This window comes from Paraburkholderia rhizosphaerae (assembly GCF_004366595.1).
GTDB classification, from domain to species: domain Bacteria; phylum Pseudomonadota; class Gammaproteobacteria; order Burkholderiales; family Burkholderiaceae; genus Paraburkholderia; species Paraburkholderia rhizosphaerae.
The window spans coordinates 96,901-123,241 of record NZ_SORE01000018.1 but is presented as its reverse complement, the minus strand read 5'-3'; the positions used below and the strand labels follow the sequence as shown (position 1 = coordinate 123,241).

At 60.5% G+C, this 26,341-nt stretch carries 27 protein-coding genes and 1 pseudogene; 13 read left to right on the top strand and 15 right to left on the bottom strand.

What is annotated here, in order from left to right; genetic code table 11:
• Positions 1-18 precede the first annotated feature (18 nt).
• Genes BX592_RS22510 through BX592_RS22500 form a run of 3 tightly spaced genes read right to left on the bottom strand, consistent with a single transcriptional unit; the run spans position 19 to position 3,306 of the window.
• On the bottom strand, positions 19-1,677 hold the full coding sequence (locus tag BX592_RS22510) for a mechanosensitive ion channel family protein (protein ID WP_243849675.1): 1,659 nt from the start codon (positions 1,675-1,677) through the stop codon (positions 19-21).
• Positions 1,674-2,510, bottom strand: coding sequence for an SDR family NAD(P)-dependent oxidoreductase (locus BX592_RS22505; RefSeq protein ID WP_243849674.1), 837 nt, complete (start codon positions 2,508-2,510; stop codon positions 1,674-1,676). The genes BX592_RS22510 and BX592_RS22505 overlap by 4 nt, the downstream gene beginning before the upstream one ends.
• Before the next feature lie 49 nt (positions 2,511-2,559).
• Positions 2,560-3,306: an SDR family NAD(P)-dependent oxidoreductase gene (locus BX592_RS22500; RefSeq protein WP_134194650.1), complete on the bottom strand. Its 747-nt coding sequence runs from the start codon at positions 3,304-3,306 to the stop codon at positions 2,560-2,562.
• A gap of 152 nt (positions 3,307-3,458) precedes the next feature.
• On the opposite strand from BX592_RS22500, the gene BX592_RS22495 reads away from it, so the two are divergent.
• The gene (locus tag BX592_RS22495; protein ID WP_134194648.1) at positions 3,459-4,358 is read left to right on the top strand and encodes a LysR substrate-binding domain-containing protein; all 900 of its coding nucleotides are present in this window, start codon (positions 3,459-3,461) and stop codon (positions 4,356-4,358) included.
• Positions 4,359-4,698: 340 nt separating this feature from the next.
• On the opposite strand, the gene BX592_RS22490 is transcribed toward BX592_RS22495, so the two are convergent.
• Positions 4,699-5,655: a GlxA family transcriptional regulator gene (locus BX592_RS22490; protein WP_134194646.1), complete on the bottom strand. Its 957-nt coding sequence runs from the start codon at positions 5,653-5,655 to the stop codon at positions 4,699-4,701.
• A 210-nt stretch (positions 5,656-5,865) separates the two neighbouring features.
• Here BX592_RS22490 and BX592_RS22485 point away from each other — a divergent pair, with 210 nt between their 5' ends.
• The 3 genes from BX592_RS22485 (at position 5,866) to BX592_RS22475 (ending at position 8,450) form a co-directional block, all read left to right on the top strand.
• Positions 5,866-6,852 (top strand): nitrilase-related carbon-nitrogen hydrolase, encoded by a 987-nt coding sequence (locus BX592_RS22485; protein ID WP_134194644.1) that lies wholly within the window; start codon positions 5,866-5,868, stop codon positions 6,850-6,852.
• Positions 6,853-6,966: 114 nt separating this feature from the next.
• The gene (locus BX592_RS22480) at positions 6,967-7,509 is read left to right on the top strand and encodes a carbonic anhydrase (RefSeq protein ID WP_134194642.1); all 543 of its coding nucleotides are present in this window, start codon (positions 6,967-6,969) and stop codon (positions 7,507-7,509) included.
• Between the two features lie 44 nt (positions 7,510-7,553).
• Positions 7,554-8,450, top strand: coding sequence for an NmrA family NAD(P)-binding protein (locus BX592_RS22475; RefSeq protein ID WP_134194640.1), 897 nt, complete (start codon positions 7,554-7,556; stop codon positions 8,448-8,450).
• A gap of 330 nt (positions 8,451-8,780) precedes the next feature.
• On the opposite strand, the gene BX592_RS22470 is transcribed toward BX592_RS22475, so the two are convergent.
• Positions 8,781-9,698, bottom strand: coding sequence for a LysR substrate-binding domain-containing protein (locus BX592_RS22470; RefSeq protein WP_134194638.1), 918 nt, complete (start codon positions 9,696-9,698; stop codon positions 8,781-8,783).
• Between the two features lie 374 nt (positions 9,699-10,072).
• On the opposite strand from BX592_RS22470, the gene BX592_RS22465 reads away from it, so the two are divergent.
• Both BX592_RS22465 and BX592_RS22460 read left to right on the top strand, forming a co-directional pair.
• The gene (locus BX592_RS22465; RefSeq protein WP_134194636.1) at positions 10,073-10,891 is read left to right on the top strand and encodes an alpha/beta fold hydrolase; all 819 of its coding nucleotides are present in this window, start codon (positions 10,073-10,075) and stop codon (positions 10,889-10,891) included.
• A gap of 60 nt (positions 10,892-10,951) precedes the next feature.
• Positions 10,952-11,263, top strand: coding sequence for a zinc-binding dehydrogenase (locus BX592_RS22460; protein ID WP_166676428.1), 312 nt, complete (start codon positions 10,952-10,954; stop codon positions 11,261-11,263).
• 83 nt (positions 11,264-11,346) lie between these two features.
• Here the strand turns inward: BX592_RS22460 and BX592_RS35380 are convergent, their stop codons facing one another.
• From BX592_RS35380 to BX592_RS22445, 3 genes are all read right to left on the bottom strand, one after another.
• Entirely contained in the window at positions 11,347-11,670 is a 324-nt protein-coding gene (locus tag BX592_RS35380) for a four-helix bundle copper-binding protein (RefSeq protein ID WP_134194632.1), read from the bottom strand.
• 105 nt (positions 11,671-11,775) lie between these two features.
• Positions 11,776-12,489, bottom strand: a complete 714-nt coding sequence (locus BX592_RS22450) for a DUF4396 domain-containing protein (protein ID WP_134194630.1) — start codon at positions 12,487-12,489, stop codon at positions 11,776-11,778.
• Between the two features lie 144 nt (positions 12,490-12,633).
• Entirely contained in the window at positions 12,634-13,143 is a 510-nt protein-coding gene (locus tag BX592_RS22445) for a sulfite exporter TauE/SafE family protein (RefSeq protein WP_134194628.1), read from the bottom strand.
• A gap of 312 nt (positions 13,144-13,455) precedes the next feature.
• Between BX592_RS22445 and BX592_RS22440 the strand changes: the two are divergent.
• The 4 genes and pseudogenes from BX592_RS22440 to BX592_RS22425 form a co-directional block, all read left to right on the top strand.
• Positions 13,456-13,572 (top strand): annotated as a pseudogene (locus tag BX592_RS22440) (DNA-binding response regulator); the annotation flags it as partial.
• A gap of 78 nt (positions 13,573-13,650) precedes the next feature.
• The gene (locus BX592_RS22435) at positions 13,651-13,986 is read left to right on the top strand and encodes an HdeA/HdeB family chaperone (protein WP_134194765.1); all 336 of its coding nucleotides are present in this window, start codon (positions 13,651-13,653) and stop codon (positions 13,984-13,986) included.
• 32 nt (positions 13,987-14,018) lie between these two features.
• The gene (locus BX592_RS22430; protein ID WP_134194626.1) at positions 14,019-14,495 is read left to right on the top strand and encodes a cupin domain-containing protein; all 477 of its coding nucleotides are present in this window, start codon (positions 14,019-14,021) and stop codon (positions 14,493-14,495) included.
• A gap of 656 nt (positions 14,496-15,151) precedes the next feature.
• A complete protein-coding gene (locus tag BX592_RS22425; RefSeq protein ID WP_134194624.1) occupies positions 15,152-15,658 on the top strand; it encodes a hypothetical protein in 507 nt (168 codons plus the stop codon).
• Between the two features lie 435 nt (positions 15,659-16,093).
• Here the strand turns inward: BX592_RS22425 and BX592_RS22420 are convergent, their stop codons facing one another.
• A complete protein-coding gene (locus tag BX592_RS22420; protein WP_134194622.1) occupies positions 16,094-17,083 on the bottom strand; it encodes a zinc-dependent alcohol dehydrogenase family protein in 990 nt (329 codons plus the stop codon).
• Between the two features lie 267 nt (positions 17,084-17,350).
• On the opposite strand from BX592_RS22420, the gene BX592_RS22415 reads away from it, so the two are divergent.
• A complete protein-coding gene (locus BX592_RS22415) occupies positions 17,351-18,298 on the top strand; it encodes an oxidoreductase (RefSeq protein ID WP_134194620.1) in 948 nt (315 codons plus the stop codon).
• 261 nt (positions 18,299-18,559) lie between these two features.
• Here the strand turns inward: BX592_RS22415 and BX592_RS34545 are convergent, their stop codons facing one another.
• Complete coding sequence (locus BX592_RS34545; protein WP_134194763.1) at positions 18,560-18,904, bottom strand: low molecular weight protein tyrosine phosphatase family protein; 345 nt, start codon at positions 18,902-18,904, stop codon at positions 18,560-18,562.
• A 295-nt stretch (positions 18,905-19,199) separates the two neighbouring features.
• On the opposite strand from BX592_RS34545, the gene BX592_RS22405 reads away from it, so the two are divergent.
• Positions 19,200-19,589, top strand: a complete 390-nt coding sequence (locus BX592_RS22405; RefSeq protein ID WP_166676427.1) for a GNAT family N-acetyltransferase — start codon at positions 19,200-19,202, stop codon at positions 19,587-19,589.
• Between the two features lie 292 nt (positions 19,590-19,881).
• On the opposite strand, the gene BX592_RS22400 is transcribed toward BX592_RS22405, so the two are convergent.
• The 4 genes from BX592_RS22400 to BX592_RS22385 form a co-directional block, all read right to left on the bottom strand.
• Positions 19,882-20,517, bottom strand: a complete 636-nt coding sequence (locus tag BX592_RS22400; RefSeq protein ID WP_134194616.1) for a riboflavin synthase — start codon at positions 20,515-20,517, stop codon at positions 19,882-19,884.
• Between the two features lie 16 nt (positions 20,518-20,533).
• Positions 20,534-21,655, bottom strand: a complete 1,122-nt coding sequence (ribD, locus tag BX592_RS22395) for a bifunctional diaminohydroxyphosphoribosylaminopyrimidine deaminase/5-amino-6-(5-phosphoribosylamino)uracil reductase RibD (protein ID WP_134194614.1) — start codon at positions 21,653-21,655, stop codon at positions 20,534-20,536.
• Positions 21,656-21,809: 154 nt separating this feature from the next.
• Positions 21,810-23,093 carry a glutamate-1-semialdehyde 2,1-aminomutase gene (gene hemL / locus BX592_RS22390; protein ID WP_134194612.1) on the bottom strand — a complete coding sequence of 428 codons (1,284 nt, stop codon included), beginning with the start codon at positions 23,091-23,093 and terminating at the stop codon, positions 21,810-21,812.
• Between the two features lie 185 nt (positions 23,094-23,278).
• Positions 23,279-23,905, bottom strand: coding sequence for a hypothetical protein (locus BX592_RS22385; RefSeq protein ID WP_134194610.1), 627 nt, complete (start codon positions 23,903-23,905; stop codon positions 23,279-23,281).
• Between the two features lie 270 nt (positions 23,906-24,175).
• Between BX592_RS22385 and BX592_RS22380 the strand changes: the two genes are divergently transcribed.
• Positions 24,176-25,393, top strand: a complete 1,218-nt coding sequence (locus BX592_RS22380; protein WP_134194608.1) for a Bcr/CflA family multidrug efflux MFS transporter — start codon at positions 24,176-24,178, stop codon at positions 25,391-25,393.
• A 57-nt stretch (positions 25,394-25,450) separates the two neighbouring features.
• On the opposite strand, the gene BX592_RS22375 is transcribed toward BX592_RS22380, so the two are convergent.
• Entirely contained in the window at positions 25,451-26,326 is an 876-nt protein-coding gene (locus BX592_RS22375; protein ID WP_243849673.1) for an alpha/beta fold hydrolase, read from the bottom strand.
• Between the last annotated feature and the right edge of the window lie 15 nt (positions 26,327-26,341).

Sequence of the window (26,341 nt, the reverse complement as noted above, 5' to 3'; positions counted from 1 at the left end):
GATGCGTCTCTTTCTCCGCTACGGGCGATCGTCAGTAGTCGAACTCGCCTTCCTCTCATCGGGCGATGCCGGTGCCGTATACCACTGCTCCCGCGGGACAACCTTCGGTTGGTCGGGATCGCCCTCGTAAGCAGGCGTCATGATTTGCACCCCGTACTCGTTGAAGACATCGAGTATGTGCCGGTGCAGGTCCGCATAGATCCGGGCGATCAGATGCGGGTCATGGATATAGACATTCAGTTCGTAGGTGACCGCAAAGTCCCCCAGCTTGATGAGCAGAATGAACGGCTGCGGCTCCCTGAGCACGCCCAAAGTTCGCTCCGCGGCCATACGTAGCAAGGCCTCAACCTGTCGCCAGGGGGTCTCGTACCCAATTCCGACCGTGGTATGTAGGATCAATCCCCGGGTACCTGCCATGGAGCTGAAGTTCGTGACGTCGCCGTTCAGGATCTGGGAATTGGGAATCGTGACCTCTTCGTTCTTGACCGTCCGCAGATGGGTCACCTGGAGGCGGATGGCGATCACCTCCCCGATCACCTCTCCCACCTTCACCCGGTCCCCGACCTTGAACACCCTTCGATACGTCATCAGATAACCGGCAATGAGATTGGAAATCGCGGTCGACGAGCCGAGGGAGATCACCAGACCGATGAAGATCGAAATCCCTTTGAAGGCGGCAGACTCGGAGCCGGGGATGTACGGGTACGCGACGATAAGCGCGAAGGCCACGATCAAAACCCGGACAAGCTTGTAGGTCGGGAGGGCCCATTCCGGCTCGAATTGCGCGAAGGTGACGCGCTTCTGCGCCATCGCATCGAAGAAACGTTGGGTCCGGCGCAGAACGAACCGGGACAAATAATAAATGATGGCCAGAATGAGAATGTCCGGGATCATCGCACCCACGGATTTGCCCATACGCTCGACCGCACCAGCGGCAATGATGAATAGGCCGTTGGAGAGGGAGCGGGTCCAGGGAAAGAGCGCAAGTACGTAATGCAGGTAGGCATACGCGGACACAACGATGGTTGCGACGCCAATCACAAGCATCAGTCCATGAAATGTCTTCCAGATAGTCTCGGAACGCACAATCTCAAAAGACTGGATGCCCACGGCGTGCACACGACTCTCCAGAACGTGCGAGAGCGCCTTGTCTAACCACCGGTTGAGCACGAGCAGAACTGCGATACCGAGTGCCAGTAGGGCCGTGGCTCCGGCACCATACAGCCCCGCTTTGAGCATGACGTCGTTTCTACGGGACTGCCGGTATTCGTCGATGGCCCGTTGGATTCGTATCAGATTCAACGTGGCAAGATGGTCGCGGCTCGTGTGTTCCAACCGGGCATCCGCTTCGCTCACGATCATCAGCGTAGTTTCCCCGGCCATGATCATCGTGACGTTCTCAACGACCTCGGTACTCAAACCGTCGCTCGGGAATGAGAGGTCCGCGGCTACCTTTTCGATGCGTCTCCTGATGGCCTGGGCGCGTTCCTCGGCGGGAAACGACGAAACCCCGCGGACCTTGAACAGGAGCTGACCGTCGATGTCGACCGGAGCCGTTTCCAGTGCCGACTCAAGGACGGGGGCCGCGTCCGGCAGAGCCTCCCCACTTGCAGCCTGAAGCGGAGCAGCCAGCATCATGAAGAACACCGCGAGGACGGGAATTCTGAGGCTCATCATTCCGCTCGTGCAGGTAACGCCGTGATCGTGTCACCGCAAGCAAAGGGTCGGTTCGGCGAGAAGACTTCATTTTGATTGCGGTTCGACCATCTGATTTGACCGAAGTCAATCCTTACCCGGGATGGGACGCCGTTATTGTGATCCATGCGGGAGGCCTCGGCCACAGCCGCACCGATGTCATCTGGTTGCGCCATGCGTTTTAGCGCCTGAATGCCGATCGCGAAGTCTTGTCCTGCTTCAGTCTTCGCGAAACTGGACATATCGGTCGGCACCACACCGGGCGCGACAGCATTGACCCGAATGCCCCGGTCACCGAGCGCCGCGCCGAAATGTTTGACGAGCGTGTCGATGGCGCCCTTGGTGGCCGCATAGGCGGCCAGCGTGCCGAGCGCCGCGCGCGCGGCTAGCGAAGAAAGCAGCGCGATGCTGCTGCCCTTGCACATCACGGGCAGCAGTTGCTGAACAAGGAAGAACGGCGCGCGTACGTTCACCGCGAACAGGTTGTCGAAGTGTTCGACTGTTGTTTCTTCAATCGTCGCCGCGCCGGAAATGCCGGCATTGGCAACCAGGATGTCGAGGCGGCCGCCGACGATCGCGCGCGTCCGCTGCGCGAGCAGGTGTGGACCATCAGCGGCGCGCAGGTCAGCGGCAACCTTCTCGGCTGTACCGCCCGCTTTCCTTATCTCCGCGACGACAGCGTCGGCCTCCTGCGCGCCTCGGCCATAGTGCACCAGCACCTGGGCACCTGCCTTCGCCAGCGCAAGCGCGCTGGCGCGGCCGATGCCGCGTGATGCGCCGGTCACCAGCGCGGTCTTGCCCGATAGCGTGTTCATGATTCGATACTCCCGGCATCAGAGGGTAGGGGAGGGAAGAAAGCGCGGATCAGCCAGCCGTCTTGCCGCCGTCGACCGTGACGATCTGCCCCGTCACGAAGGCCGCGCCTTCGGACGCCAGATAGAGCACCGCTGCGGCGATGTCCGCCGGGTTACCGATACGCGCGAGCGGCACGCCACGTGCCAGCGCCGCTTTCCTCTCTGGTGTGCCGGTAAAGCGGTCGAGCATGCCGGTGTCGGTCGGTCCTGGCGCGACCGCATTGACGCGCACCCCCGTGCTGGCCACTTCGAGCGCCGTCGATCGGGTGAACCCTTCGACGGCGTGCTTGCTGCCGGCGTAAATGGCGGCATAGGCCGCACCTTCGTGGCCGTAAGTCGACGAGATGTTGATCACGCTGCCGGAACGTTGGGCCGTCATGACGCGCAGTTCGTGCTTGAGGCTCAACAGCATGCCTAGCACGTTGGTGTCGAAGGTAGCGGCATAGCTGTCAGCGGACACATCGGTTACCGGCCCAGGCGTGCCTTCTGTGCCGGCATTGTTGACCGCGATGTCCAGCCTGCCGAACCGGGAAACGGCTTGATCGATGAGACTGCGGACCTCTTCGTCATGGCGGACGTCGGCCTGAACGAAGAAGGCTTCAGCGCCCAGCTCGCGCAACTCGGCCTCGAGGGCTGCACCCTCTGCGGGGCGACGGCCGGAGACGACGAGCCGCGCTCCGGAGCGGGCGAAAGCGATGGCGGTGGCGCGACCGATGCCGGTCAGCGCGCCGGTGATGAGGACGACGGGGCGGTTCATGAGAAACTCCTGTGAGGCATCGCTGCGACGTATGGCTTAGTGGCGTTCGCGGTGAGGAAATTGATGACAGGGCTAATCTACGTGCTTGCCGGGTCGATTAAAAAGACTTTGAAAGCTTGGGTGCATGCCTGACAGGCATGGAGCGAGAGACCATGGAACTGCGTCATTTGCGGTACTTCATTGCGGTAGCCGAGACCGGCAGCCTGACGGAGGCGGCTGAAAAACGGCTGCATACTTCGCAACCGTCGTTAAGCCGGCAAATTCGCGATCTGGAGGATCAGGTCGGCGTGGAACTGCTGGTCCGCAGCGCGCGCGGCGTCGAACTGACCGACGCGGGCAAGGCCTTCATCGATCATGCGCGGCTCGCGATAGCTCAGCTGGACACAGCCGTGGAGGCGGCACGGCGCGCAGCGCAGCCGGCAAAACCGCGCTTTGCGCTGGGCTTTCTGACGGGTCAGGAAATGACATGGCTGACCGACGCGATGCACCTGTTGCGTGAGGAGTTGCCGAATATCGAGGTTTCCGTCTCCAGCGACTATTCGACGGAACTGGCCGCCGCACTGGCGCACGGCAAGCTCGACGTGGCGTTTATGCGAGCCGAGCCCGGATACGGCCTCGAGTACAAGGTCGTCGGCAAGGAACCGCTCGTCGTGCTGATGCCGAGCGACCATCCATTGACTGCGCGCAAAACGGTGCGTGCGGAGGAACTCCGGCACGAGCCGTTCATCGCGATGGCGGACAAAGCCAAGGCGCTGAGACAGGTGATCGACGCTTATCTGGCCAAAGCGGGCGTCGAAGTGGACGTCGCGCAAAGCGTCGACAATCCGGCGATGGTGATGTCGCTGATTGCTTCGATGCGCGCCGTGACGCTGATACCGGCCTATGTGCAGAACCTGATGCCATGGTCCGTCGTGAGCCGGCCGCTAGAAGGGGATGTTCCGACCATAGAGCTGGCCGTGGGTTACAGCCCAGGCAATAAGGCGCCGATTGTCAGCCTGTTTCTGTCGCGGGTGGACGAATTGATTTCAAGGATCGCAAAGCGTTCAGCGTGACGCTGAACTGAGATATGTGACCATCCCCTTTCGGCTTTCCGACATTTGCTGCGCCAGTGTAAATGACCGCTCACGGCCGATCGCCGCCTCATGCAATCGGCATGTGCACCTGCCAAACCGGTCAGTCAGCCAATTTCAAGTTTGCGGAGTGGAATGCCAGTAAGCGGCCGTTGGCGACCTCACCCAATCGGCCATGAGGTGACGTTCGTCGTTACGTTCCAAGCGACCGCAGCTTATCCAATTGCAGCCGTTCGCCGTCGCTACAAGCGAAACAGCGGAAATCCCCGACCAGATCGTTCGTCTTTCGCCTCTGCGGGACGGCACAACAACCGATCAAACTTCAACTACCAGTGACCGGTTCCCGCCGGGCGTTCCTCCGCAGGACGTCGGCGGGCACGCCGAACGATCGGACGAACGCGCGGCGCATGCGCTCCCGGTCCGCGAAGCCGGTCTCCTGCGCCACCACGTTAATGGTGTGCCGCCCTTGTTCGATCATGAATCGGGCCGCTTCGAGGCGCAACTGTTCCACTGCCTTCGCAGGCGACTGACCGGTCTCGGCGACAAAAGCGCGGCTGAACTGGCGAGGGCTCAGGTTCGCCACGTCCGCAAGCTCCTCAATGGTGAGCGGATTGCGCAAGTTGCGCCGGATGTGCGCAAGCACCGATTCGATCCGGTCGGATTTTGGCGTCATGTCGAGCAGCGCGGAGTGCTGTTTTTGCCCGCCCAGCCGACGCTGATTCATCACAAGCAGTCGGGCGACCCGTTTCGCGGCATCGGGGCCGAGGTCGTTATCGAGCAGCGCGAGGGCGAGGTCGATGCCGGCCGTCATCCCGGCCGAGGTCCAGATGGGACCGTCGTTGACGAAAATCCGGTCTTCTTCGGTGATGACGTTGGGGAAGCGCGCCCGGAATTCGGATGCATGTGCCCAATGCATCGTGGCGCGCCTGCCATCCAGCAGTCCGGCCTCGGCGAGCACGAATGCGCCGCTGCAGATCGACGTGATCCGTCTCGATGCTTTGGCCGCCTCTTTCACGAATGCGAGGACGGCAGCGTCGGCTGACGGCATGGTCATTTCCGTGATGGAACCCACGATCACCGTGTCGAATGCTGGATCTCCAAACGCGTCGGTTTCCAATGTCATGCCACCAGAAGACTCGACAGGCCCGCCATGTTCAGACAACACACGAATGTCGTAGCACGAGCCTCCCGGAGGCATGTTCGCCACCTCGAACACAGTGAGGGCCGCGAGACTCATCATCTGAAATCTTCTCGGTACGATAAAGCCAATCCGGTGCATGTTTAGTTCGCCATCCGCAACATGGAATGTGACATGAATGGGCGCCACCTGATTCCCAGATAGCAGTCTGGTGAAACTGAGTAGTGCGCGTGCTGCGCAGACAACGGATGTCATGAATGGTGGCAACAACGACATCATCGTAATGGCCCGCGGCGCTAAGGTACAAGCACTTCTCAAATCCGTCTCGCAGCCAGCGAAAGGAGCACCATCATGTCGAAAATCATCCGCGCCGCCGCCGTCCAGATCGCGCCTGTTCTCTATAGCCGGGAAGGCACTGTTGATAAGGTCGTCAGAAAAATTCTGGCGCTCGGCCAGCAGGGCGTCCAGTTCGCGACGTTCCCGGAGACCGTCGTTCCGTATTACCCGTACTTCTCGTTCATCGAATCGCCGTTTGCGATGGGCGCCGAGCACTACAAGCTGCTCGAGCAGGCCGTGACGGTTCCGTCAGACTCGACTCGCGCAATCGGCGAGGCGGCTCGACAGGCCGGCATGGTGGTGTCGATCGGCGTCAATGAACGCGACAGCGGCACGATCTACAACACGCAACTGCTATTCGACGCCGACGGCACGCTCGTGCAGCGCCGCCGCAAGCTCTCGCCGACTTATCACGAGCGAATGGTCTGGGGAATGGGCGACGGCTCAGGCCTGCGCGCCGTCGATACGGCTGTGGGCCGCGTAGGCCAACTGGCCTGCTGGGAGCACTATAACCCGTTGGCCCGCTATGCGCTGATGGCCGACGGTGAGGAAATTCATTCGGCCATGTACCCGGGTTCGTTTGCGGGCGATCTATTCTCCGAGCAGATATCGGTCAACATCCGTCAGCACGCGCTGGAGGCCGGCGCTTTCGTGGTCAACGCAACCGCGTGGCTCACACCTGAGCAGCAACAGCAGATTCTGCAGGATACCCACACAACCCAGCTCGGCCCGATCTCCAGCGGTTGTTTCACCGCCATCGTTTCGCCTGACGGCGAGTTCATGGGCGGTCAGCCGCTGCGTGAAGGAGAAGGCGAGATCATCGCCGATCTGGATTTCTGGCAGATCGACAAGCGCAAACGCATGATGGATTCGCGTGGCCATTACAGCCGCCCCGACGTGCTGGGGCTCGTGATCGACCGTACGCCGAAGAACCACGTGATAGAGCGATCGCTGCGCATACCGGAAGAAGAACCGGCCGAGCAGCCGGAAGTACTCGCCTGAGCCGCTTGCGCAATCGCACGATACCCGTCGTCGAATGCGTTACGCCCGTGCGAAACGACAATGACGGCGAATTCGACCGGGCCACGTCGCCCTCGAAATACAGGAGTATGAAAAATGGACTTCAACGATGTCATGCTGGAGCGCAACGCCGACTTCTCCAAAACGGCATTCGCACCCGAACTCAAGATGATGCCGTCGACAGGAACGGTCGTGATCGGCTGTGTCGATCCGCGCGTCGACCCCGCGCACGTGCTGGGCTTGAAGCAGGGTGAAGCGGCCGTGATCCGTAACGTAGGCGGCCGGTTGAACAAACCGTTGCTCGAAACGCTGTCCATACTGAGCGTTCTCGCCAGGGCGGCAGGTCGCCCCGACGGCGCGCGCAACCTTGTCCTGCTCCAGCACACCGATTGCGGAATCATCGGCTGTCACAAGCATGCGCCTGCGTTGCTCGCGAAGCATCTCGGTGTCGAGACAGAGGCGCTTGATGGGCTTGCCATTACGGAGCCCTACAAGGCAGTGGCCCTCGACGCCGCGGCACTTCGTGCGAACAAGGAACTTCCCGATGGCCTCGTCGTGTCGGGTCTGGTCTACGACGTCAAAACCGGGCAGGTCACCACCGTCGTTCCGCCGGCACCGCTGCGCCAGTCCGCAGGCTAACCACGCCGCAGGGGAAATCTCTCTTTCCGATCCTGGAGCATGACATGAAGGACTATCTGTATCTGATTACGGGCGCGACCGGCGCGACGGGTGGCGCAGCCATCGAGGAACTCTTGTCGAGGGGCGCGCGCGTGCGGGCGCTCGTTCATCGCGACGATGAGCGTGCCTCCGCATTGCGTGCACGAGGCGTTGAGATTGTTGTCGGCGATCTGCTGGACAGTCATGCCGTCCAGGCGGCGCTACAAAACGTGACCGGCGCGTACTTCGTGTACCCGATCATGCAGCCGCAGCTCGTCGATGCGACGGCCTATTTTGCGCATGCCGCGAAGCTGGCGGGCGTTCGCTTGATCGTCAACATGTCGCAGATTTCCGCGAGTGCCGATGCGCAGAGCCGGGCTTCGCTTGCGCACTGGTATGGTGAGCGCGTGTTCGATTGGGCGGGCGTTCCCGTCACGCATCTGCGGCCGACGCTCTTTATGGAGTGGCTGAGCTACGGATTTCAGCGGTCGCAAATCGCGAACCATGACTTGCTGCGCGTACCCGCTGGTGATGGACGTCACGCGCCGATCGCCGCGGCCGATCAAGGCCGTGTGATCGCCCGGATCCTGCTAGACCCCGAGCCGCATGCGGGCAAGACATACCCGCTGTTCGGCGCCGAAGAACTCGATCACACGCAGGTAGCGAAGATGGTCGGCGATGCGCTTGATCGCCCGGTGCGTTACGAAGCGGAAAGCCTGGAGTCATTCGAGGCGCGTCTCACGCAAATCGGGTTGTCGGCGCATTTCATCCAGCACATTACGTCTGTGTATCGCGGCTACCAGGCTGGCGAATTCGCCGGCACGAACGATATTGTCGAACGGATTACCGGACAAAAGCCGATGTCAGTGCACGACTATGTCCTCGCGAACCGTGGGATTTTTCAGCCAGGAACACAACGTTAGCCTGCCGGACATGCACCCGATCGCAAAAAGTATACGCCCGGGTATCGTGAGCAGACCTGAAGCACCCCGTTTTTCGGCCAGTCTGAAAGGCAAGGTTCACCGCGAGTAGGGGAAACGGTTTTCAGCCGCTATTACGCGCTTATCGGACGTCTGAAAGAGAACATGGCAAGTCGGCTTCGGGTCGTGTGCTGCCCAGCGTGATGTTCCGAAGTTCAGCTGTTCATCCGCGCTGCATAGGACTGCGACCGGCCAGGAGCCGCCGGTCGAGGCGACCATCCAGTTTGCATGGTCGAGGTTCGATCTCGAAGTGACCGAGCCGGCGTCCATGACCTAGACGGCATAGCGAATGATGCTTTGATCTTGAACATTTGCGACCAACTCGTCCGCACGAGATAACAGCCGAAGAAGTAACGGGTTTGTATTTGCATCGCTGTATCCCAAGACGAGATCAATCGTCGGAGGTACGCCGTCAAGCGCCCTCGCAACAACGTTTGGTGTCAGCATATTTTGCGCATACAGCGGGATAAGCGTAACGCCACCCGTTGACGTAACGAGCGACATTGCGGACGGGAGGTTTTCGCCTTCGTATCCCGCCTTGAGCGTTATTCCGACGCTCGATGCGTAGTGCTGAATCACGGATTCCAGTACGGGAGAAGTCTTGGATGAACTGACGTAAATTTGGCTGGCGAGATCCTGCGGCCGCATTTTCTTGCGTGACGTCAGCCGGTGGTCTGCCGGCAGTACGGCGATCAGTGGCTCCTTCGCCAAGACTTTGAATGACAGGCCAACGGTCTGTCTCTCGGGGCGAAGGAAGGCGACGTCTAGCTTTCCTCGCATCAGCCCAAGAGCGAGTTCAGGAGAAGACTGGCTGCACAGTGTGATCTCCGCATCTGGTGCCTCCTCGCGGAGGATGTGCAGCGCGTGCGGTAACCATACGACTTCCTGCCCCGCAAGGAAACCCATGGCCAAAATGGGCTTTTCAGGCTGTTCCGCGCGCCGTGCGCCGTCGATAGCAGCTTCGACTTGCAGCAGCGCCAGACGCGCGTAATCAAGGAAAATTTTTCCAGCAGTGGTAAGCGCCACGCCGCGTGCCTGGCGCTCCAGTAATTTCACACCCACTTCGAATTCAAGATCGCGGATCTGCCGGCTAAGTGACGGCTGCGACGTGTGTAACCGCCGTTGGGCGGCTGTCAAAAGGCTTCCTTCCTCCGCAACCGCGATGAAATATCGCAGATGTCGAAGTTCCATTGGCTCTCCTGTATGCCTTTGAGGCATAGGTCAAATCATAGAAAGTCTTTGTCATCGAGGCAAGGGATACCTATATTGCAACGGCTGCCGTATCGACGGGTCAAGCCGCCCAGGCGGAGTTGTCGCTGGCGTGGTCACCGCATTCCGAGTGCTTAATCACAGTCCGATTCCTGTACTCGATGCGTTCAAGCGCCAGGAGCAAGGACGTCGCGCCGAGGGACATTTAGAGATCCATCGCAGCGATCGGAGTGCGCTCCGCTCGCGCGGTTTTCAGATGCGCATGAAATAAGACTTCGAAAGAAGCCGCTGGCGGCATTCTCGATGTCTCGCGGAGAACCAACACTTCAATCAATCTCTTATAGGAGGTACCAGCGATGCCTACGATCACCACTCCGGACGGCGTAAAGATCTTCTACAAGGACTGGGGGTCCGGTCAGCCGATCGTCTTCAGCCATGGCTGGCCCCTGTCGGCCGACGACTGGGACGCCCAGATGATGTTTTTCCTTCACCACGGCTACCGCGTAATCGCCCATGACCGGCGCGGGCACGGTCGGTCCGAGCAAGTCGGCACCGGTAACGACATGGACCACTGGGTCGCTGACCTCGCTGCACTGACCGAACACCTCGGCGTCCGCGACGCGATCCATATCGGGCACTCCACCGGCGGCGGCGAGGTGGCCCGCTACGTCGCTCGCCACCAGGAGCGGGTCGCCAAGGCAGTGCTGGTGGCCTCGCTGACGCCGAACATGGTGAAAACCGACGCGAACCCTGCAGGTCAGCCGCGGGAGTGGTTCGACGCGGTTAAGTCAGGCGTGCTTGGCAACCGGTCGGAGTTTTACCGGGCAGTCCCGGAGGGTCCGTTCTATGGCTTCAACCGTGCGGGCGCCAAGCCGTCTGAGGCGGTGATCGCGAACTGGTGGCGCCAGGGCATGGCCGGCAGCGCCCAGGCCCACTACGAGACCGTATTCTCCTGGCTGGAGGACTACACCGAAGATCTGAAGAAGATCACTGTGCCGGTACTGGTCATGCACGGCGAAGATGACCAGATCGTCCCGTTCGCCAGTTCGGTGCCCCGCGCGGTCGACCTGCTCGCAAACGGTGTGCTGAAGACATACACTGGCTTCCCGCACGGCATGCTGACCACCCACGCGGACGTCCTAAACCCCGACCTTCTCGAGTTCATCAAATCCTGACGGGACGCCAGCCCGACCAGAACCAGGCAATTCGAGTGGCGCGCTCCACGGGTGCGCCACTTGACCTGGGCGCTTGATCTGGTGGGCCCGGCGACACTCGATCGCCTATGGACGACCCTCAGCGACACGGGACATCTGGTGACGACCGCGGTGCCGGACATCGAAAGCCGCCTGCCTGCCGGGCGACGCGGCACATGGTTCCGCTTCCACCCCGACACGCGGCGACTGGAAGCGCTATGCCGGAGCGTGGCCAAAAACGAGCTACGCGTAGAAGTCGGCGAGATATTCGGGTTCGAGGAAGTAGCGACCGCTATCGAACGTAACAAGACGGGTCATATGCGCGGCAAGATCGTGGTCGCGTTGGACTCGTAGTCTGGTCGAACGTCTCGTCGAGCTATCCGCGTCCCTGCTACGCATCCTCTTGGCCGCGGGAAGCGCGCGATGGTTCCGGCTCACTACCCCATAGCGCGGCATTGTTCCGCGCAACGCCGACAGGCTTCTGCGCATTGCTTACAGTGTTCGTGCTGATGCTTGTCACATTCAGAGGCGCACGCGTCGCATATCGACGCGCATAGCGAGCAAACTTCCTTTGCGCGACTACTGTCGCGAGCCATGACAGCGGATGCGAGGCGGCAAATATCCGCACAGTCCATGTCCGTCTTGATGCATCCGGCCATTTCGGAAACGTTTTGTTCCGAAAGGCATGCGGCTGCGCAATGGTCGCAAGCGCTAGCGCATGCGTCGCAGGCTTCAACGCAAGCTTGGTGTTTCTGTGTCATTTGATCCTCCGCGATGTCTGTGATTTTCCCGAGCACTTGCGTGCCCGCCTCCTAACCCCCGCAGACCGCGTGCCCAATCGTGAACGTCACCTCAGTCGGGCGGATTTACATTTTTTCCTTTACACCCGAACGGATTAACCACCAGTTGACGGGATAGCTGGTTGCGAATCCCGCGAGCATGGCGAGTTGCATGGCGAACCAGAATTCCGCACTCGCGACTTTCGCGATCCCCCCGTAAGCCGGCTTGAACCACAAGAATTGGATGATGGCCATAAGTCCATACATGCCCACCTGCCACGCAGTGATCGACGCGATATCAGCTTTGACGGCGGCCACCAGACCTGCGCCTACCGACAGCCCCCGCATCGGTTTGATGGTGAAATACTGAAAGACGATGCCGAGCAGAAAGGCGACGACGAAATCGGGGATCCAGACGGCAAACGTTTTTTCGTTGAACACCGTGTGCCACCCGAACCAGACCGCCAATGCGGGGAAGGCAAACGCCGACCACTCGACAATGATGTCTCCCAGCGTGCAGCCGGCACCGCAGTGGCTCGTCCCTTTCATCGCCATCACGGCGAACGGCTGGTCGTCGGCCTTCCGGCCGGCGTCAGCGATATTTCGTCCCCACGCGTAGTAGGCGGCACCCCATACGACTGTGCCGAACAACGCCGTTAGGGGCCAGACGACGTTCATGACCCACATCTTCTGGGGGTGTCGAACTTCGTCAACGACGACCGCACCTGCGGATATCGCGCCCAAAATGATCCACGTGACCGATAGCGTATTCAGCCAGGGTGGGAAGGTTCCGTAGGTCATCTCTTTTGGTGCCGGCGGTACAAATGCCAAGCAGCCAGCAAGACGCGTTCCGTTCCGATGACTGGTGTTCGCCGTTGTTCGGTCAGTCGATTCAGCTGGCCGAGCATCGTCTTCTGGCCAAACCCAGAACTTTCAAGCCGGTGCTCAAACACGCAGCCGTGCGACGGTTTGAAGTGCTGCAGGATATACGGCGGAAAAGACATCGATGGCAGGTCTGATCTCTTTATCGAGCCAATGCAGTGGCACGGCCAGATGAATCAGTTCGCCGACGATTACGACCACAAGCAAGCCGACGATCCAACGTCGGGCATGCTCAGAGACGGCGACGCGCGCGCCCAGGAGCCCACCAAACAAAGCGCCAATTCCCATTAGACCGCCGATCCCCCACTCGACGCTTTGATGCGTGACGAAAACGAGCATTGCTGCTGAAGTCGTCAACAGCATGGCGCCGTGGCGCGCGAGCCCGACTGTAGCGGCCATGGCGCCAACCAGAACCGGGACGCGATTGGTCGCGTTCGCGGCGGCCGCAGGCAGACCGATCGCCATCAGGATAGGCAGGGTGACCGCCGATCCCGACGAGGCCACAGTGTTCAGGAAGCCGCAGACGAGGCCACCCACCACAACGACAACAATGATTTCGGGCGTGAAGCTCATGATGGCTCCTTCAGTGCAGAACCGCGAGTATGAGCGCAGCGAGAAAGTCGAAATACGATGCGCCGGTCATGGAAACCACTGGCCGATCTCACAGCCTATTAAAAGATGTTGTCGTAACGGGATATCAACCGTGCGACACAAAAAGCCGAAAATAAACATGGCTGACTGAACGTTCGATTCATTTTTCCACAGTTTTCTACTCGACTTTCTAAGCTCGTCATACGTTTCATTGCGAATCTTGAAACTATGCCGAAATCGTCGCTTTTAGCGCGCCAAATTGACAAGACCGCCTGGAAATATCGCTTCCCTATCGGATGGGGAAACGAAGTCGAAAGCAATGCGCTAGACGTGCTGATCCATTCCATGCGTAAGCGCTTCGGACGCAACGTGATTCGCGACGTGCGCGGAATTGGCTGGACGTCACTCGTTGATGGTAATTCCTGGCTAACTCTGCATCGATACGATGCGCAGGCAGTCTCGAACATCTCAACCTGTCAAGGAGTTCAAATGAAACTCGTGAAAGCCATTGCAGCCTCGATGTGTGTTCTCGTCATCGGTGCGTCCAATGTCGCCCGCGCAGCCGAACAGAAGATCACTCCGGCCAAAATGACGTGTGCCGACTTCGTTCAGGTAGACGATGCGTATAAGCCGGCGGTCGTTTATTGGGTTGCAGGCGTCGACAAGCTCGGCGTCACAGGCACTGAAACCACCGTGGTCGATACCATGCAGCCCGTCGCTGCGACGGTCGCGCGGGCGTGCCAGAAAGACCCGCAGAGCGGGTTTATGACCAAGGTCCGTTCGATGATCAAGTCGAAGCAGATCGCACTGTTCGATCACCATTGACCCACAAATCAGCGACGCCAGGGACCGACATCATGAAATCGCACTTCCTCGACGATGAAACGATCACGGACAACGCCATCCACATTCCCGCCATCGGCCTCGATCTGAAGGTGTACATCGAGCCAACGGCGACGCAGGGGCGCGCGACGCTCATCGAAACATACGATGCGCCAGGCTTCGGCCCACCGATCCACCGGCACGAAAACGAAACCGAAGTGTTCCATGTCCTGCAAGGACGCTATTTGTTCGAAGTGAACGGCGAACGTAAAGTCGTGCAGGCGGGCGAGACGCTGACCGCGCTGGTCGGCACCACGCATCGCTTCGTCAACATCGATGATGAGACGTCGCGCATGCTGGTCCTGATCTCGCCTGGATTTGACGCTACCTGCTTCTTCAGCCAGTTGCGCGACGTGATGGCGGATGGCATTCCCGATCCGGTCACGCTCGCACGCTTGGGTGCGAAGTGGCACATCGAGTTTCTCGGGCCGCCGCTGAAAGTGGAGCAGTGATTCGCTCGCGGTCGCGGCATGCTTCGTCGCGCGGCTCCTCCAGCATGACCCGCGATCCATCGATTGGAGATCCGAACGATACGGCGCATCTGTCGGTATCCGGGTGCGAGACTTACGACCGATTGTCACGCGGTCGTCGGTTGCTCTTCACTGCGGTCGGGCTTTGGCATGGTCCGTGCGCCGTCGAAACGCAAAGGTGCTTCGTCAGCGCTGACGCGATACAGTCAAGATACGAACCGAAGGGCGTTTTGCTGCATTGTGATGAGCCTTAGCCATGGTCAACTCCGTTGGTGAGTTGGTTGTGGTCAGCGGGTCGTTTGGGTTGCAGCCCATTCGGCCCGCGCTTCTTCTACTTCCACTTCTCCTTGATGGGACCACTACCCGACTAGTTGGGCCCGCGAGCGACAGGTTTCGGATGAGGAGTAGTTCCGGTAAGAACCAGCCAGGAGCAGTAACTTTTCCGGAAGTGCAGTAGCTCCCGCGCGGATCGCGCTGGTACAGCAGCCGCTCCGTTCGACCCACAAGGGACCTTTAGATTTCCCCAAAACGGCCGTTTACATAGTTGGTTCGGCAGGTCAACGCGCGAGATTCAGGGGCGCGAGAGCCAGCGATCCGTTTCTCCGAAGCGATTCGGAAACTTCGTAAAGGGAAGCCCATTGAAAGTAATCGCGAAGCGCCTTGCGGCAGCGTTGCTTACCTTAATAATTGGCTCGCTCGGGGAAGCTGCTTTGGCAGACACTCCGACTAATCAGTCGTTTTCTCCTGATCCCCAAATTCAAAAGGTTGCGGAAGCTTACGCAATGGACGCCGTTGATTTCTCCGGGAAGCAGTTCGGAATCAAACTTGATTGGTCGGACGCGAGCATTGCAGATGTTGAGAAGGCACTGGCGCGTATGAATTCGTCATATATCGGCGCGAACCCCAAGCCAACGGACGAACAAGTTATGTCGTTTGCAAAAGCATATGGGAGTTACGTGGGTGAGGTGTATCGTCGCAATCACGGCGGCGAATGGGGTATGGTCACTCTTGGAGAAAACCGATTTCCGGGCCTGCGAACCACCGCTGGCAGGAGCTTCTGGCCATGGGCACGAGCGTTCAATCGGATCACAAAAGGCTCTGAAGCTAATATTGCCGACTACTACATGGCTCTGTCGAAAAAATAGAGCAACCGGTTTGAGCAACCTGGTTTCAGCAGCCTTTGTTGAAGCCTCATTGACTGTCCGCGCAGACCGCACTGCGGCCCGCGTCCAAGCGCGACGGTCAGCACGCAGTCACCGTTGCAGCCAATCGTCTCGACCGATGCCATAGACGTGATCGCACTCGTCATATGCGTCTTCGATTGAGGCGTACCAATGATCCGAGGTCGGAAGTGCCGCATCTACGGCTTCATACCGTATCAGTAGAAAGCTTCCATCGTTAAGCTGTTCGATCTCGACCTTCCTGGTCGTGCCTTGGCTTGTGCCTCGGCCATACATATGCCATCGCCCGTCGCCCCCCCGAAACCGGCCACAACCAAAAGCATCCTGCACGGTTGATCATCAGCGACATACAGCCTCAGGCAAGGCGCACCTTCGTCCCTGGAGCGAAGTTCACGACCTTCAGGTCGTGACGATGACCTTGCCGATTTGCTGATTCGATTCCAGATAGCGATGCGCATCGGCGATCTGGTCCAATGCGAACGTCCTGGCGATCAGTGGCTTGAGGCTGCCGTCCGCAAGACCGTCGTTTATAAACGATACGGCGCGCGCGGGTCGCTGGGGGTCTCGCGTGATTTCCATCATCACATAGCCGCGAATCGTGATCCATTTGGCGAGGACGTCGAACAACGGGAGCGGCGTCGGCTCCGTACTCAACGCACCGTAGACGAAGATGATGCCGCGCATGGCTGTCGCCTCCGTGAGCTTCGTCAATGCCGGGCCACCGACTGGGTCGAACACCACGCGCGCCCCTTCGCCTTGCGTGATCGCGTGAACTTCTTTCACGAGGTCCTGCTCGCCGGTGGCGATGACGTGTGCGGCACCTGCGTCGAGCAACGCCTGCCGCTTCGACGCTCCACGCGTCAACGCGACCGGAATCGCTCCGACCTTGTTCGCGATCTGAATCGCTGCAAGCCCGACACTGCTCGACGCCGCCGGAATCACAAGCGTGTCGCCTTTCGTCAGGCCTGCGATGTCGATCAATGCGCCGTATGCGGTCACATACTGCATCCATGCCGCCGCTGCTTCTTCGAAGGAAAGAGACGCCGGATGACGAACCACCGCATGCGCAGGCGCATTCACCACCTCCGCGTACATGCCGTATTCGTTCAGGCTGAATGCCGGAATCACGCTTACCGCATCGCCAACCTGAACGCCGGAGACACCCGCGCCGATCGCGGCAACGGTGCCCGCCGCTTCGTAACCGAGCCGCGCGGGCAGCTTCGGTGCCTCGATATATTGGCCGCTGCGAAACATCGACTCCGCGCGGTTGAGCCCGATCGCCTTGACCGCGATCTGCACTTCGTTTTGACCCGGCGCGGGGATATCGGCCACTTCGACTTTGAGAACCTCGGGACCACCAGTTTGATAGAAGCGAACGATTCGCGTCATGGAAATCTCTCGAAAAATCGTAAGGAACAGTTGATCGCGCCTTAGGGCGTCGACGCCATCTTACCTTGCACAGTGCCTGGCGTGCCGAAGCAATTTGCGCTGCTTTTCAGCGGTGCGTCGTAAAACGCGCACCGGTCTTGGGCGATGCCCTCTAAACCGTCCACTACTTGCGTGGGCACTTGCCGCTCGATGAGCCGTGAACACGATAACGAAAATCTGAAGTGATAGTCTCCGTGTCGCCTTCACCCAGTGAGACGTTCAACGAACATGAACAAACCATGGACTTCCGACGATATCGCGCCCCAGGCCGGCCGGCGCGCCATCGTCACCGGTGCGAACAGCGGCATCGGCTATTACACGGCCGCAACGCTGGCGCGCCATGGCGCCGAGGTCGTGCTCGCGTGCCGCGACGAACAGCGCGGCACACGCGCACTCGCCGGCCTGCGGGCGGAAGTGCCCGAAGCCCGGGTGCGGCTTGCGCAGATCGACCTCGCCAGCCTCGCGTCGGTGCGCGCCTTCGCCGAGCGAGAGCTTGCGTCATGCGAGCCGCTGGACCTCCTGATAAACAACGCAGGCGTTATGGCGCCAACCCGGCGCATCGAAACGGCCGAGGGCTTCGAGCTGCAACTCGGCACCAACGTGCTCGGCCATTTCGCGCTGACCTGCCTGTTGCTACCCGCGCTCGAGATGGCTGCGGTAAGGTCGCCCGAACGACCGCGCGTGGTAACGGTCGCTTCGATTGCACACAAGCGGGGGCGGCTCGACTTCGACGACCTTCAGGCAATGCGGCACTACAAGCCGATGGTGGCCTACCGGCAGTCGAAGCTGGCCAACCTCATGCTCGCGTTCGAACTCGATCGACGGTTGCGCGCGGCCCGATCGGGCGTGATGTCGGTTGCCGCGCATCCCGGCGTCGCAAGTACAAATCTGTTTCGTGCCGGCGAGCATTCGGTGACAGGCCGGGCAGCCCGCGCCGTACTAAGCGGCTTTATCCGCGCCGTAATGAACAGCGACGTGGCCGGCGCGCTGCCGACGCTCTATGCGGCGACCGCGCCCGATGTCGTCGACGGCGGATACTATGGCCCGCTCGGGATGTTCGAGACGCGCGGCGAGCGGGTGGGACCGGCAAGTGTTGCGTCCCAGGCAAGGAGCGAAGCGGATGCCCAGCGGCTCTGGCAGACTTGCGAGGCGCTGACAGGAACGCTGTATGGATAGGCGCCTGCTTTGCCCGCGGAAGCGTGTTGTGTATTGAAGTTGCGACGAACGTGGCGTTTGTTGCTCAACATTGTCGAAGCGTCAGAGACGACGTAACGAGGTCTCGGCACTCGTCGTCATTTGGGCACAGCCGCCTGATGGATTGTCGACGATCCAGACAGCGATGTCGAAGGTCCGTTCTGGACCGCAGCGCGTCGCGCAACCGAGCCACGAGGGTCTCCGGAACGCGATCAGGCGAGAGGCATAACGCGAACGGAGTGCTCAGTCGGACCGCGAAAAATATCCAACCTTCCGTTCCAGCACAGCGATGAGTTCCGGCTGCATTAATGCATACTTGTCGGGGACATCGAGGCACACGACCTGTTTCCCCTTTAGGTACGAGCCGAACTTCTTTGACAGCTTGACCTTGTGTGCGCGTTCCATCACAAAAATTATGTCTGCCCACACGACTTGCCCGGCCGAAACCATCGTCGTTGCATCAGGGGCGAGTCCCGCTGAATCCGCTTCGACGCCAGGCCAGCGCGAGAATACCTCTTCAGCAGTTGGGCTCCGAAGTCGATTCCGGCTGCAGATGAATAGCGCTCTCGTCGATTGACACCGCCTCAAATGATCTTTTCTTTCCACACGAGTGGCACGCTGAGACCAGACCAAACCGTTCGACATCGTCTTTTGCTAATAGTCTTTTGTGTGGATGTGTCTGCCTCTCATTGACCCGGAGCGGTCAGTCGCGGCGCTCATAAGCGGCCATTCAACTGGCGGCTCTTCGACAGATGTTCTGCCGGCAACCTTCAGTTATGATGCCGGCGATGAGAGTTCAACGTGACCAGATATGCCTATACCCCGCTTTGAGATTCGTTTAGTGACCGCAGACGATTATGTCGGATGGCTCCGACTTTGGGACATGTACTGTTCCTTCTATCACGTGAACCTCGACCCGCGCGTTACAGCGCAAACGTGGCGTCGGATCAACGAACCGACGGTCCCAATTCACGGCCTGCTTGCGCAGTCCATGAGCGGTGAATTGCTGGGCTTATGTCATTACGTCTGCCATCCGAACACCTGGAGCGACCGCACCGTTTGCTACCTGGAGGACGTGTTCGTGGCGCCCGTGGCCCGGCGTTTGGGAGTAGCCACATCTTTCATCGAGAAACTGAAGTCGATTGGTGTGGAAGAGAACTGGACACGCATCTATTGGATAACAAACGGCGACAACATCGCGGCTCAGGCCACATACGACCGGCTGGCGAAACGCAGCGGCCACGTCCGCTACGAGATCTCATTAGACGACTGACCTTTGCATGTGGTCTTCATGCAGGGATACATTGTCGCGGATCCTGAGTGCGGCGTCGAATGACTCATTGTGGCCGCCTGCGGTCGGAAGGGCCGTCAGATGCGGCGACCGCGCCGAGCCCACAGAGTCCTAAGCTCCCGGATTAGTCGGTTGAGGAGGCGGCTTTCTGGAGGGATGACGGTATACGAATCGCAGAACACGACCATATACCGTTAGCGATATCGTCACCTAATCGTTGATTCAGCGAGATTTGACGAGTCACTGATAGACAGCTGATTAATCAGAAACCAGATTACTTCAATTTGTTATAGCCGCCCTGATCCGCCCCCAGCATCCGCTCCACATACCGCGCAATCAAATCAATCTCCAGATTCACCTTAACCCCTTCCTTCAGGTGCTTAAGCGTAGTCACCTGGACCGTATGCGGAATCAGATTGATCGAAAACTCGCACCCATCATCACGATCGGCAATCGAATTCACGGTAAGACTCACTCCATTCACCGTAATCGACCCCTTATACGCGAGATACCGCCCAATCTCCTTCGGCGCCAGCACGCGCAATTCATGCGACTCGCCAACCGGCGCAAAGCGCGTCACCGTCCCCATCCCATCGACATGCCCCGACACGATATGCCCGCCCAGCCGGTCATGCGCGCGCAACGCTTTCTCAAGATTCACATCCCCCATCTGCGCGAGCCCTGCAGTGAGATTCAAACTCTCCCGCGACACATCGACGTCAAACGAATGATCAGTCTTCCCGATCACCGTCATGCACGCACCCTGAATCGCAATACTGTCTCCAAGCTGTACGTCCTCGAGATCCAACCCACCGGCCTCGACAGTCAAACGCACGCCCGCTTCCGGTTCACTACCCAGCGGCGTAATCGATGCAATACGGCCCACGGCCGCGACAATACCTGTAAACATCGTTGCAGTTTCCTGTTCAGTGCAAGGGCGGAGGCGGAACAAGCCGCGCGAGAATACGAATGTCGCTGCCGATCCGGTCAACCGATTGATACTCAAGATGCACGCGTTCTTCAAGCGATGCAGGTGCAACAAGGTTAAACATGCTCATCGAATCCGAACCGAGCAGGCTCGGCGCAAGATAGATCAGCAGTTCATCGACACAACCTTCGCGCAGCAGCGAGCCGTTCAGCTTGTAACCCGCTTCGACATGCAATTCGTTCACGCCGCGCTCAGCCAGTTCAGTCAGCACGCGAGGCAAATCAACCTTGCCGTTTTCATTGGCGAGCGGCACGATCTCCGCGCCGCGATCACGCAACGCGATCGCGCGCTGCTCCAGCTGTTCATTCAGATTGCCGCAGAAAATCAGCGTCGGCGCGCCGGCAAGAATATGCGCTTCAGGCGGCACATCGAGCCGGCTATCGATCAACACGCGTTTCGGCTGACGCGGCGTGTCGATCGCACGCACCGTCATGCGCGGATTGTCCTCGCGTATCGTGCCGATGCCGGTCAGGATTGCGGACGCGCGCGCGCGCCACGCGTGGCCGTCCGCGCGCGCGGCTTCCCCGGTAATCCATTGGCTTTCGCCGGACGGCAAGCCGGTGCGGCCGTCCAGCGACGCCGCCACCTTCATTCGCACCCACGGACGGTTGCGCGTCATCCGCGACACAAAGCCGATATTCAACTCACGTGCTTCATTCGCAAGCAATTCGCAGCGCACCTCGATGCCGGCATCGCGCAACATCGACAGACCTCGCCCCGACACCAGCGGATTCGGGTCTTCCATCGCCGCGACCACGCGGCCGACTTTCGCTTCGATCAACGCATTCGCGCAAGGCGGCGTGCGGCCGAAGTGACTGCACGGTTCGAGCGTCACATACACCGTCGCGCCGCGCAGATCATGGCCGCGCGCGCGTGCGTCCTTCATCGCGCGGATCTCCGCGTGGTCCTGACCGGCAGGCTGCGTGAAGCCTTCGCCGATCACTTGACCATCCTTGACGATCACACATCCCACCCGCGGATTCGGATCGGTCGTGTACATGCCGCGCGCCGCGAGGACGAGCGCGCGCTCCATATGAACGAAATCGGTTTGCGAGAACATCGGTGTCCTGTTCGTGCGTGAGCGGCTCTTCGAAAACGTGCAAGCACGTGAAACCCGGCCGCTATGATCGATCTGCTTGCTATGTCGACGTGTTCGACGCTTTTCGTCTTTCGGCGCGAGGCAGTGCAGCGCAATGCAGCGCAACGCGCGCCTGTTACGCGTTCAACGCCGCAAACGCCTTTCGCGCGATCTCGACAGTCGTGTCAATCACCGCATCGTCGTGCGCGCTCGACACGAAACCCGCCTCATACGCGGACGGCGCGAAGTACACGCCCGCATCGAGCATCTTATGAAAGAACGCGTTAAAGCGCGGCACATTGCAATGCGAGATCTCGGCGAAGCTGCGCGGAATCGCATCGGTGAAATACAGGCCGAACATTCCGCCGATCGAATCGGCCGCGAACGGAACTTTCGCCGCGCGTGCCGCTTCGGTCAGTCCGCTCACGAGGCGCGCGGTTTGCCGCGCAAGCTTGTCGTAGAAACCGGGCGCCTGAATCAGTTCCAGCGTCTTCAGTCCGGCAGCGACCGCGATCGGATTGCCCGACAGCGTGCCCGCCTGGTAGACGCCGCCAAGCGGCGCGAGATGAGCCATGATGTCGCGCCGGCCGCCGAACGCGGCAGCCGGCATGCCGCCGCCGATCACCTTGCCCAGACACGTGAGGTCCGGCGTGATGCCGTACACCTGCTGCGCGCCGCCCAGCGCAACGCGGAACCCGCACATCACTTCGTCGAAGATCAGCACCGCGCCGTATTCGCTGGTCAAACGCCGCAGCGCCTGCAAAAACTCCGGCGTCGCGCGCACCAGGTTCATATTGCCCGCGACCGGCTCGACGATGACCGATGCTATCTCGTTGCCAAACGCTTTAAACGCTTCTTCGAGCGCCTCGACGTTGTTGTACTCGAGCACGGTGGTGTGCTTCGCGATATCGACCGGTACGCCGGCCGAAGTCGGATTGCCGAACGTCAGCAGCCCGGAGCCCGCCTTCACGAGCAGGCTGTCCGCGTGGCCGTGATAGCAGCCTTCGAACTTGACGATGCGGCTGCGGTTCGTAAAGCCGCGCGCAAGGCGTAGCGCGCTCATCGTCGCTTCCGTGCCGCTCGATACCATCCGCACCTGCTCGATCGACGGCATCAGCTTGCAGATTTCCTCGGCAATCTCGACTTCTGCCTCGGTCGGCGCGCCGAACGAAAAACCGTCGACCAGCACGCGCTGCACCGCTTCAAGCACTTCCGGATGCACATGGCCGACGATCATCGGCCCCCACGAGCCGATATAGTCGATATACCGCTGGCCGTCGGCGTCCCAGAAGTACGGGCCGTGCGCGCGCTCGATAAAGCGCGGTGTGCCGCCGACCGAACGGAAAGCGCGCACCGGGGAGTTGACGCCGCCGGGGATCGTCTGTTGCGCGCGTTCGAAGAGAGCTTGGTTCCTGGACATGGCGTGGATCTGCGTAGATCGACATGGAGTCGAAAGTGAGTCGGAAATGAGCCCGTGGTACCGGGCCGCGCCGGTGGCGCGTTCAGAGCCGGGGGGCGGCGCGCCTGTTGACTGCGGGCGGGCCGCGGCGGCTGAATGGCTTCGTGAAATTGTACCGGAGTCGCGTCGGATCGGTCTGTGACCGGTTAGCGCGGCGATTGGCGGCGTGATCGCTTGTCCTTCTGACGCACCGGCGCCGGCGCAGCGGACTCCGCGCGCTTTCTCGCAGCAGCATGCGCGGCCGTTTTCGTCGATTCGGCGTTTTTCTGCGGTGCGCTCGCGCTCGCGCTCGCGCTAGCTTTAGCGGCGGCCGCAGCCGCAAGTGCCGGCCGGCCTCGCGTGCCGGTCAGTTCCTTCCACCGCTTTTCGAGCGCACCTTCCACCATCGGTTTGATCGACGTGCCCGAACTCTGCGCATCCCACGTCTGCACTGAAAACGGGTGCGTGCGCAACGCGTCGCGCGCAATCACCACACCGTGGTGCGCGTCGACAAGCCAATCGTAAACAAAGTCGATGCACAGACGATAGCCGCACTTGCTTGTGGCGTCGGGCACTTCATACGGCCCGCGCGTCACATAGCCGGACGCAAACAGGCCCTTCGGCTCCTGCGCGACACGATGCACGAACACGCGATCGCCCGGCAGGATGCTGCGCGCGACGCCGCAACCCCAGACATCGGTGACCGCCTCGCCCGCGGCGACGCGTTTCGCGATGTCGGGCAGTTCGGGCCAGGGCCACTTTTTGGGGCTCCAGATCAGCAGAAATGCGGTCATGACGGACGGTTTCAGTCGAGGAGTCGTGTGTGGGCGAGCGGACGTGCGGGCGTGTGGCGGCGCCCCGCGCCAAAGCCCGGAGCTTAACCGAAAGCGCGTATCGCGGCCGTCGGACAGGTCCGCGACGCAAATGCGAAGCACGCTGCTTTCGATTGCCTGTCAGCTACAATAACGAATCCGCCGCACCGTCACTCACGGTTCGTTGCACCCGCATCCAACGCGCGCACTGCGTTTCATTGCGCGAACCGGCTTCACGTTTCATCTAATTCAATGTCCCATGTCGTCAAAGGCCGGCCCGACCTCCGGCTGATTCTGCTGCTTGGCGCGCTCGCCGCGTGCGGGCCCATTTCAATCGACATGTATTTGCCGAGCCTGCCGTCGTTGACGCAGGCGTTCTCGGTCAGCGCCAGCGCCGCGCAAACCACGCTGACCAGCTTTATGTTCGGCTTCTCAATCGGCATGCTGCTGTATGGCCCGTTGTCCGATTCGTTCGGCCGGCGGCCGGTGCTGCTCGGCGGCATCATCATGTATGTGCTGTCGACCATTGCATGCGCGGTGTCGTTCTCGATCGGCTCGCTGGTCGTGTTTCGCTTCGTGCAGGCGCTCGGTGCCGGCGCGGCGTCGGTGCTCGCGCGGGCGATCGCGCGCGATGCGCACGAGCCGGCTGAAGCCGCGCGCGTGATGTCGATGATGGCGATCGTTACGTCGGTCGGTCCGCTGCTCGCGCCGTTGATCGGCGGGCAGCTTCTGTTGCTGGGCGGTTGGCGCGTGGTGTTTATCGTGTTGACGCTGTTCGGCGCGCTGTGCGCGGTGACCGCGTTCCTGCGCGTGCCGGAAACGTGGCCACGCGAGAAGCGCGCGAATTCGGCGCTTCTGAAATCATTCGCGGCGTACATGACGCTGTTGAAAGACCCGGTAGCGTGGGGGCATCTGCTATGCGGCGGGATGGCGTTTGCGTCGATGTTCGCCTATATCACCGCGACGCCGTTCGTCTATATCGAGTACTTCCATGTGTCCGCGCAGCACTATGGCTTTCTGTTCGGGTTGAATATCGTCGGCATCATGGCCGGCAATTTTGTCAATGCGCGGCTCGTCAGCCAGTATGGGCCGGTGCGGATGATCGTCGCGGCCGCGACGATCAGTTGCGTCGCATCGCTGTTCGTCGCACTAGTGTGCCTGACGGGGTGGGGCGGATTGTGGTCGATCGTTTTCGGCCTGTTCTTCGTGGTCAGTATGGTTGGGCTTTTATCCGCGAATTGCGTGACCGATCTGATGCACCGCTATCCGCGCAATGCGGGCGCCGCGGCTGCGCTGTTCGGCGCGGTGCAGTTCGGACTCGGCGCGCTCGCGAGTCTCGCGGTGGGCTTGTGGCGCGATGGGTCGCCGCAAGGGATGGGCGTGACGATCGCTGTGTGCGGCGTGCTGTGCTATGTCGGACGCGTGCTGGTTGTGCGATGGCACGGTCGGCCTGTCGTTTCGGCTGTTTGAGCGTGTAACGGCAAGCGGGCGCGGCCTGCCGTCACGGCGAAACGGCCGCGCATGCAGCTAGCCCTTCGAAAAGAACGCGGTAAGCCGCCGATTCACTTCATCTGCCGCTTCGAACTGCGCCCAGTGGCCCGCATTCTCCACCATGCCAAACGCGTGTCGCACGCCTTCCGTGCGCAGACGCTCGGAGAACCGTTGCGGTTCAGCGGCGGTTACATCGTGTGTGCCCCACAGCAGCAGCGTATCGACATTCGCCTCTTTCAGCAGCGCGGCGAGATTGTCCGTTAGCGACACGTCCTTGCTGCGAAAGCGCGTTTTCAGGCACGCTTGCTCATAGACCGTCAGTGCGAGCGAATCCGCGATCGCCGGGTCGTGCAGCATAAACGACTTCAGATTCGCGTCGAACATCGCGCGGCGTTCGTCTTCCGCGTCGACCTTTTTCCAGTTCAGCAATTCGCGTTGCACTCGACGTTTGCCGCCATGTCCCGCACTGCCAACCAGCGCCAGCTGGCCAACCGGCCTGCGGCATGCGAGCGCCGCGGCGACGACGCCGCCGAATGAAAACGCGGTGAGATCGATTTCGGTCGATGCGCCGACGAGTGCGTCGAGCGACTCGAGCGTCGCTGCGATCAGATCGTCGAAGCGCGCGCCATCGGGCAATGCGTCCGAATCGCCATAGCCCGGCAGATCGGGCACCCATACCGCGCGCGATGCGGTGAGCGCTTCGATATTGCGCACCCAATGCGTCCAGTTGCCGTGACCGCCGTGCACGAGCACGAGCGGCCTCTCATAGATATCGCCGAAAACGCGCCACATCACGTGGCGGCCGGACGATGCAAGACGGTACTGCTGGTGGGTGGCGAGTGAGTCGAGTCGCGCAAGGGCCGCGCGGCCTTCGTTAAGGGTCGAGGCAGGTAAGGAAATCAGATCCGACATGCGAGAGATTCAATG

Excerpts from the sequence above, each read along its gene's own strand:
- BX592_RS22475 (WP_134194640.1), top strand. The coding sequence starts at position 7,554 with ATGAAGGACTATCTGTATCTGATTACGGGCGCGACCGGCGCGACGGGT.
- BX592_RS22485 (WP_134194644.1), top strand. The coding sequence starts at position 5,866 with ATGTCGAAAATCATCCGCGCCGCCGCCGTCCAGATCGCGCCTGTTCTC.
- BX592_RS22495 (WP_134194648.1), top strand. The coding sequence starts at position 3,459 with ATGGAACTGCGTCATTTGCGGTACTTCATTGCGGTAGCCGAGACCGGC.
- BX592_RS22500 (WP_134194650.1), bottom strand. The coding sequence starts at position 3,306 with ATGAACCGCCCCGTCGTCCTCATCACCGGCGCGCTGACCGGCATCGGT.
- BX592_RS22400 (WP_134194616.1), bottom strand. The coding sequence starts at position 20,517 with ATGTTTACAGGTATTGTCGCGGCCGTGGGCCGTATTGCATCGATTACG.
- hemL (WP_134194612.1), bottom strand. The coding sequence starts at position 23,093 with ATGTCCAGGAACCAAGCTCTCTTCGAACGCGCGCAACAGACGATCCCC.
- BX592_RS22470 (WP_134194638.1), bottom strand. The coding sequence starts at position 9,698 with ATGGAACTTCGACATCTGCGATATTTCATCGCGGTTGCGGAGGAAGGA.
- BX592_RS22490 (WP_134194646.1), bottom strand. The coding sequence starts at position 5,655 with ATGCACCGGATTGGCTTTATCGTACCGAGAAGATTTCAGATGATGAGT.
- BX592_RS22450 (WP_134194630.1), bottom strand. The coding sequence starts at position 12,489 with ATGACCTACGGAACCTTCCCACCCTGGCTGAATACGCTATCGGTCACG.
- BX592_RS22430 (WP_134194626.1), top strand. The coding sequence starts at position 14,019 with ATGAAATCGCACTTCCTCGACGATGAAACGATCACGGACAACGCCATC.
- ribD (WP_134194614.1), bottom strand. The coding sequence starts at position 21,655 with ATGTTCTCGCAAACCGATTTCGTTCATATGGAGCGCGCGCTCGTCCTC.
- BX592_RS22465 (WP_134194636.1), top strand. The coding sequence starts at position 10,073 with ATGCCTACGATCACCACTCCGGACGGCGTAAAGATCTTCTACAAGGAC.
- BX592_RS22385 (WP_134194610.1), bottom strand. The coding sequence starts at position 23,905 with ATGACCGCATTTCTGCTGATCTGGAGCCCCAAAAAGTGGCCCTGGCCC.
- BX592_RS22480 (WP_134194642.1), top strand. The coding sequence starts at position 6,967 with ATGGACTTCAACGATGTCATGCTGGAGCGCAACGCCGACTTCTCCAAA.
- BX592_RS22375 (WP_243849673.1), bottom strand. The coding sequence starts at position 26,326 with ATGTCGGATCTGATTTCCTTACCTGCCTCGACCCTTAACGAAGGCCGC.
- BX592_RS22415 (WP_134194620.1), top strand. The coding sequence starts at position 17,351 with ATGAACAAACCATGGACTTCCGACGATATCGCGCCCCAGGCCGGCCGG.
- BX592_RS22510 (WP_243849675.1), bottom strand. The coding sequence starts at position 1,677 with ATGATGAGCCTCAGAATTCCCGTCCTCGCGGTGTTCTTCATGATGCTG.
- BX592_RS22405 (WP_166676427.1), top strand. The coding sequence starts at position 19,200 with ATGTACTGTTCCTTCTATCACGTGAACCTCGACCCGCGCGTTACAGCG.
- BX592_RS22380 (WP_134194608.1), top strand. The coding sequence starts at position 24,176 with ATGTCCCATGTCGTCAAAGGCCGGCCCGACCTCCGGCTGATTCTGCTG.
- BX592_RS22420 (WP_134194622.1), bottom strand. The coding sequence starts at position 17,083 with ATGACGCGAATCGTTCGCTTCTATCAAACTGGTGGTCCCGAGGTTCTC.
- BX592_RS22435 (WP_134194765.1), top strand. The coding sequence starts at position 13,651 with ATGAAACTCGTGAAAGCCATTGCAGCCTCGATGTGTGTTCTCGTCATC.
- BX592_RS35380 (WP_134194632.1), bottom strand. The coding sequence starts at position 11,670 with ATGACACAGAAACACCAAGCTTGCGTTGAAGCCTGCGACGCATGCGCT.
- BX592_RS22505 (WP_243849674.1), bottom strand. The coding sequence starts at position 2,510 with ATGAACACGCTATCGGGCAAGACCGCGCTGGTGACCGGCGCATCACGC.
- BX592_RS22445 (WP_134194628.1), bottom strand. The coding sequence starts at position 13,143 with ATGAGCTTCACGCCCGAAATCATTGTTGTCGTTGTGGTGGGTGGCCTC.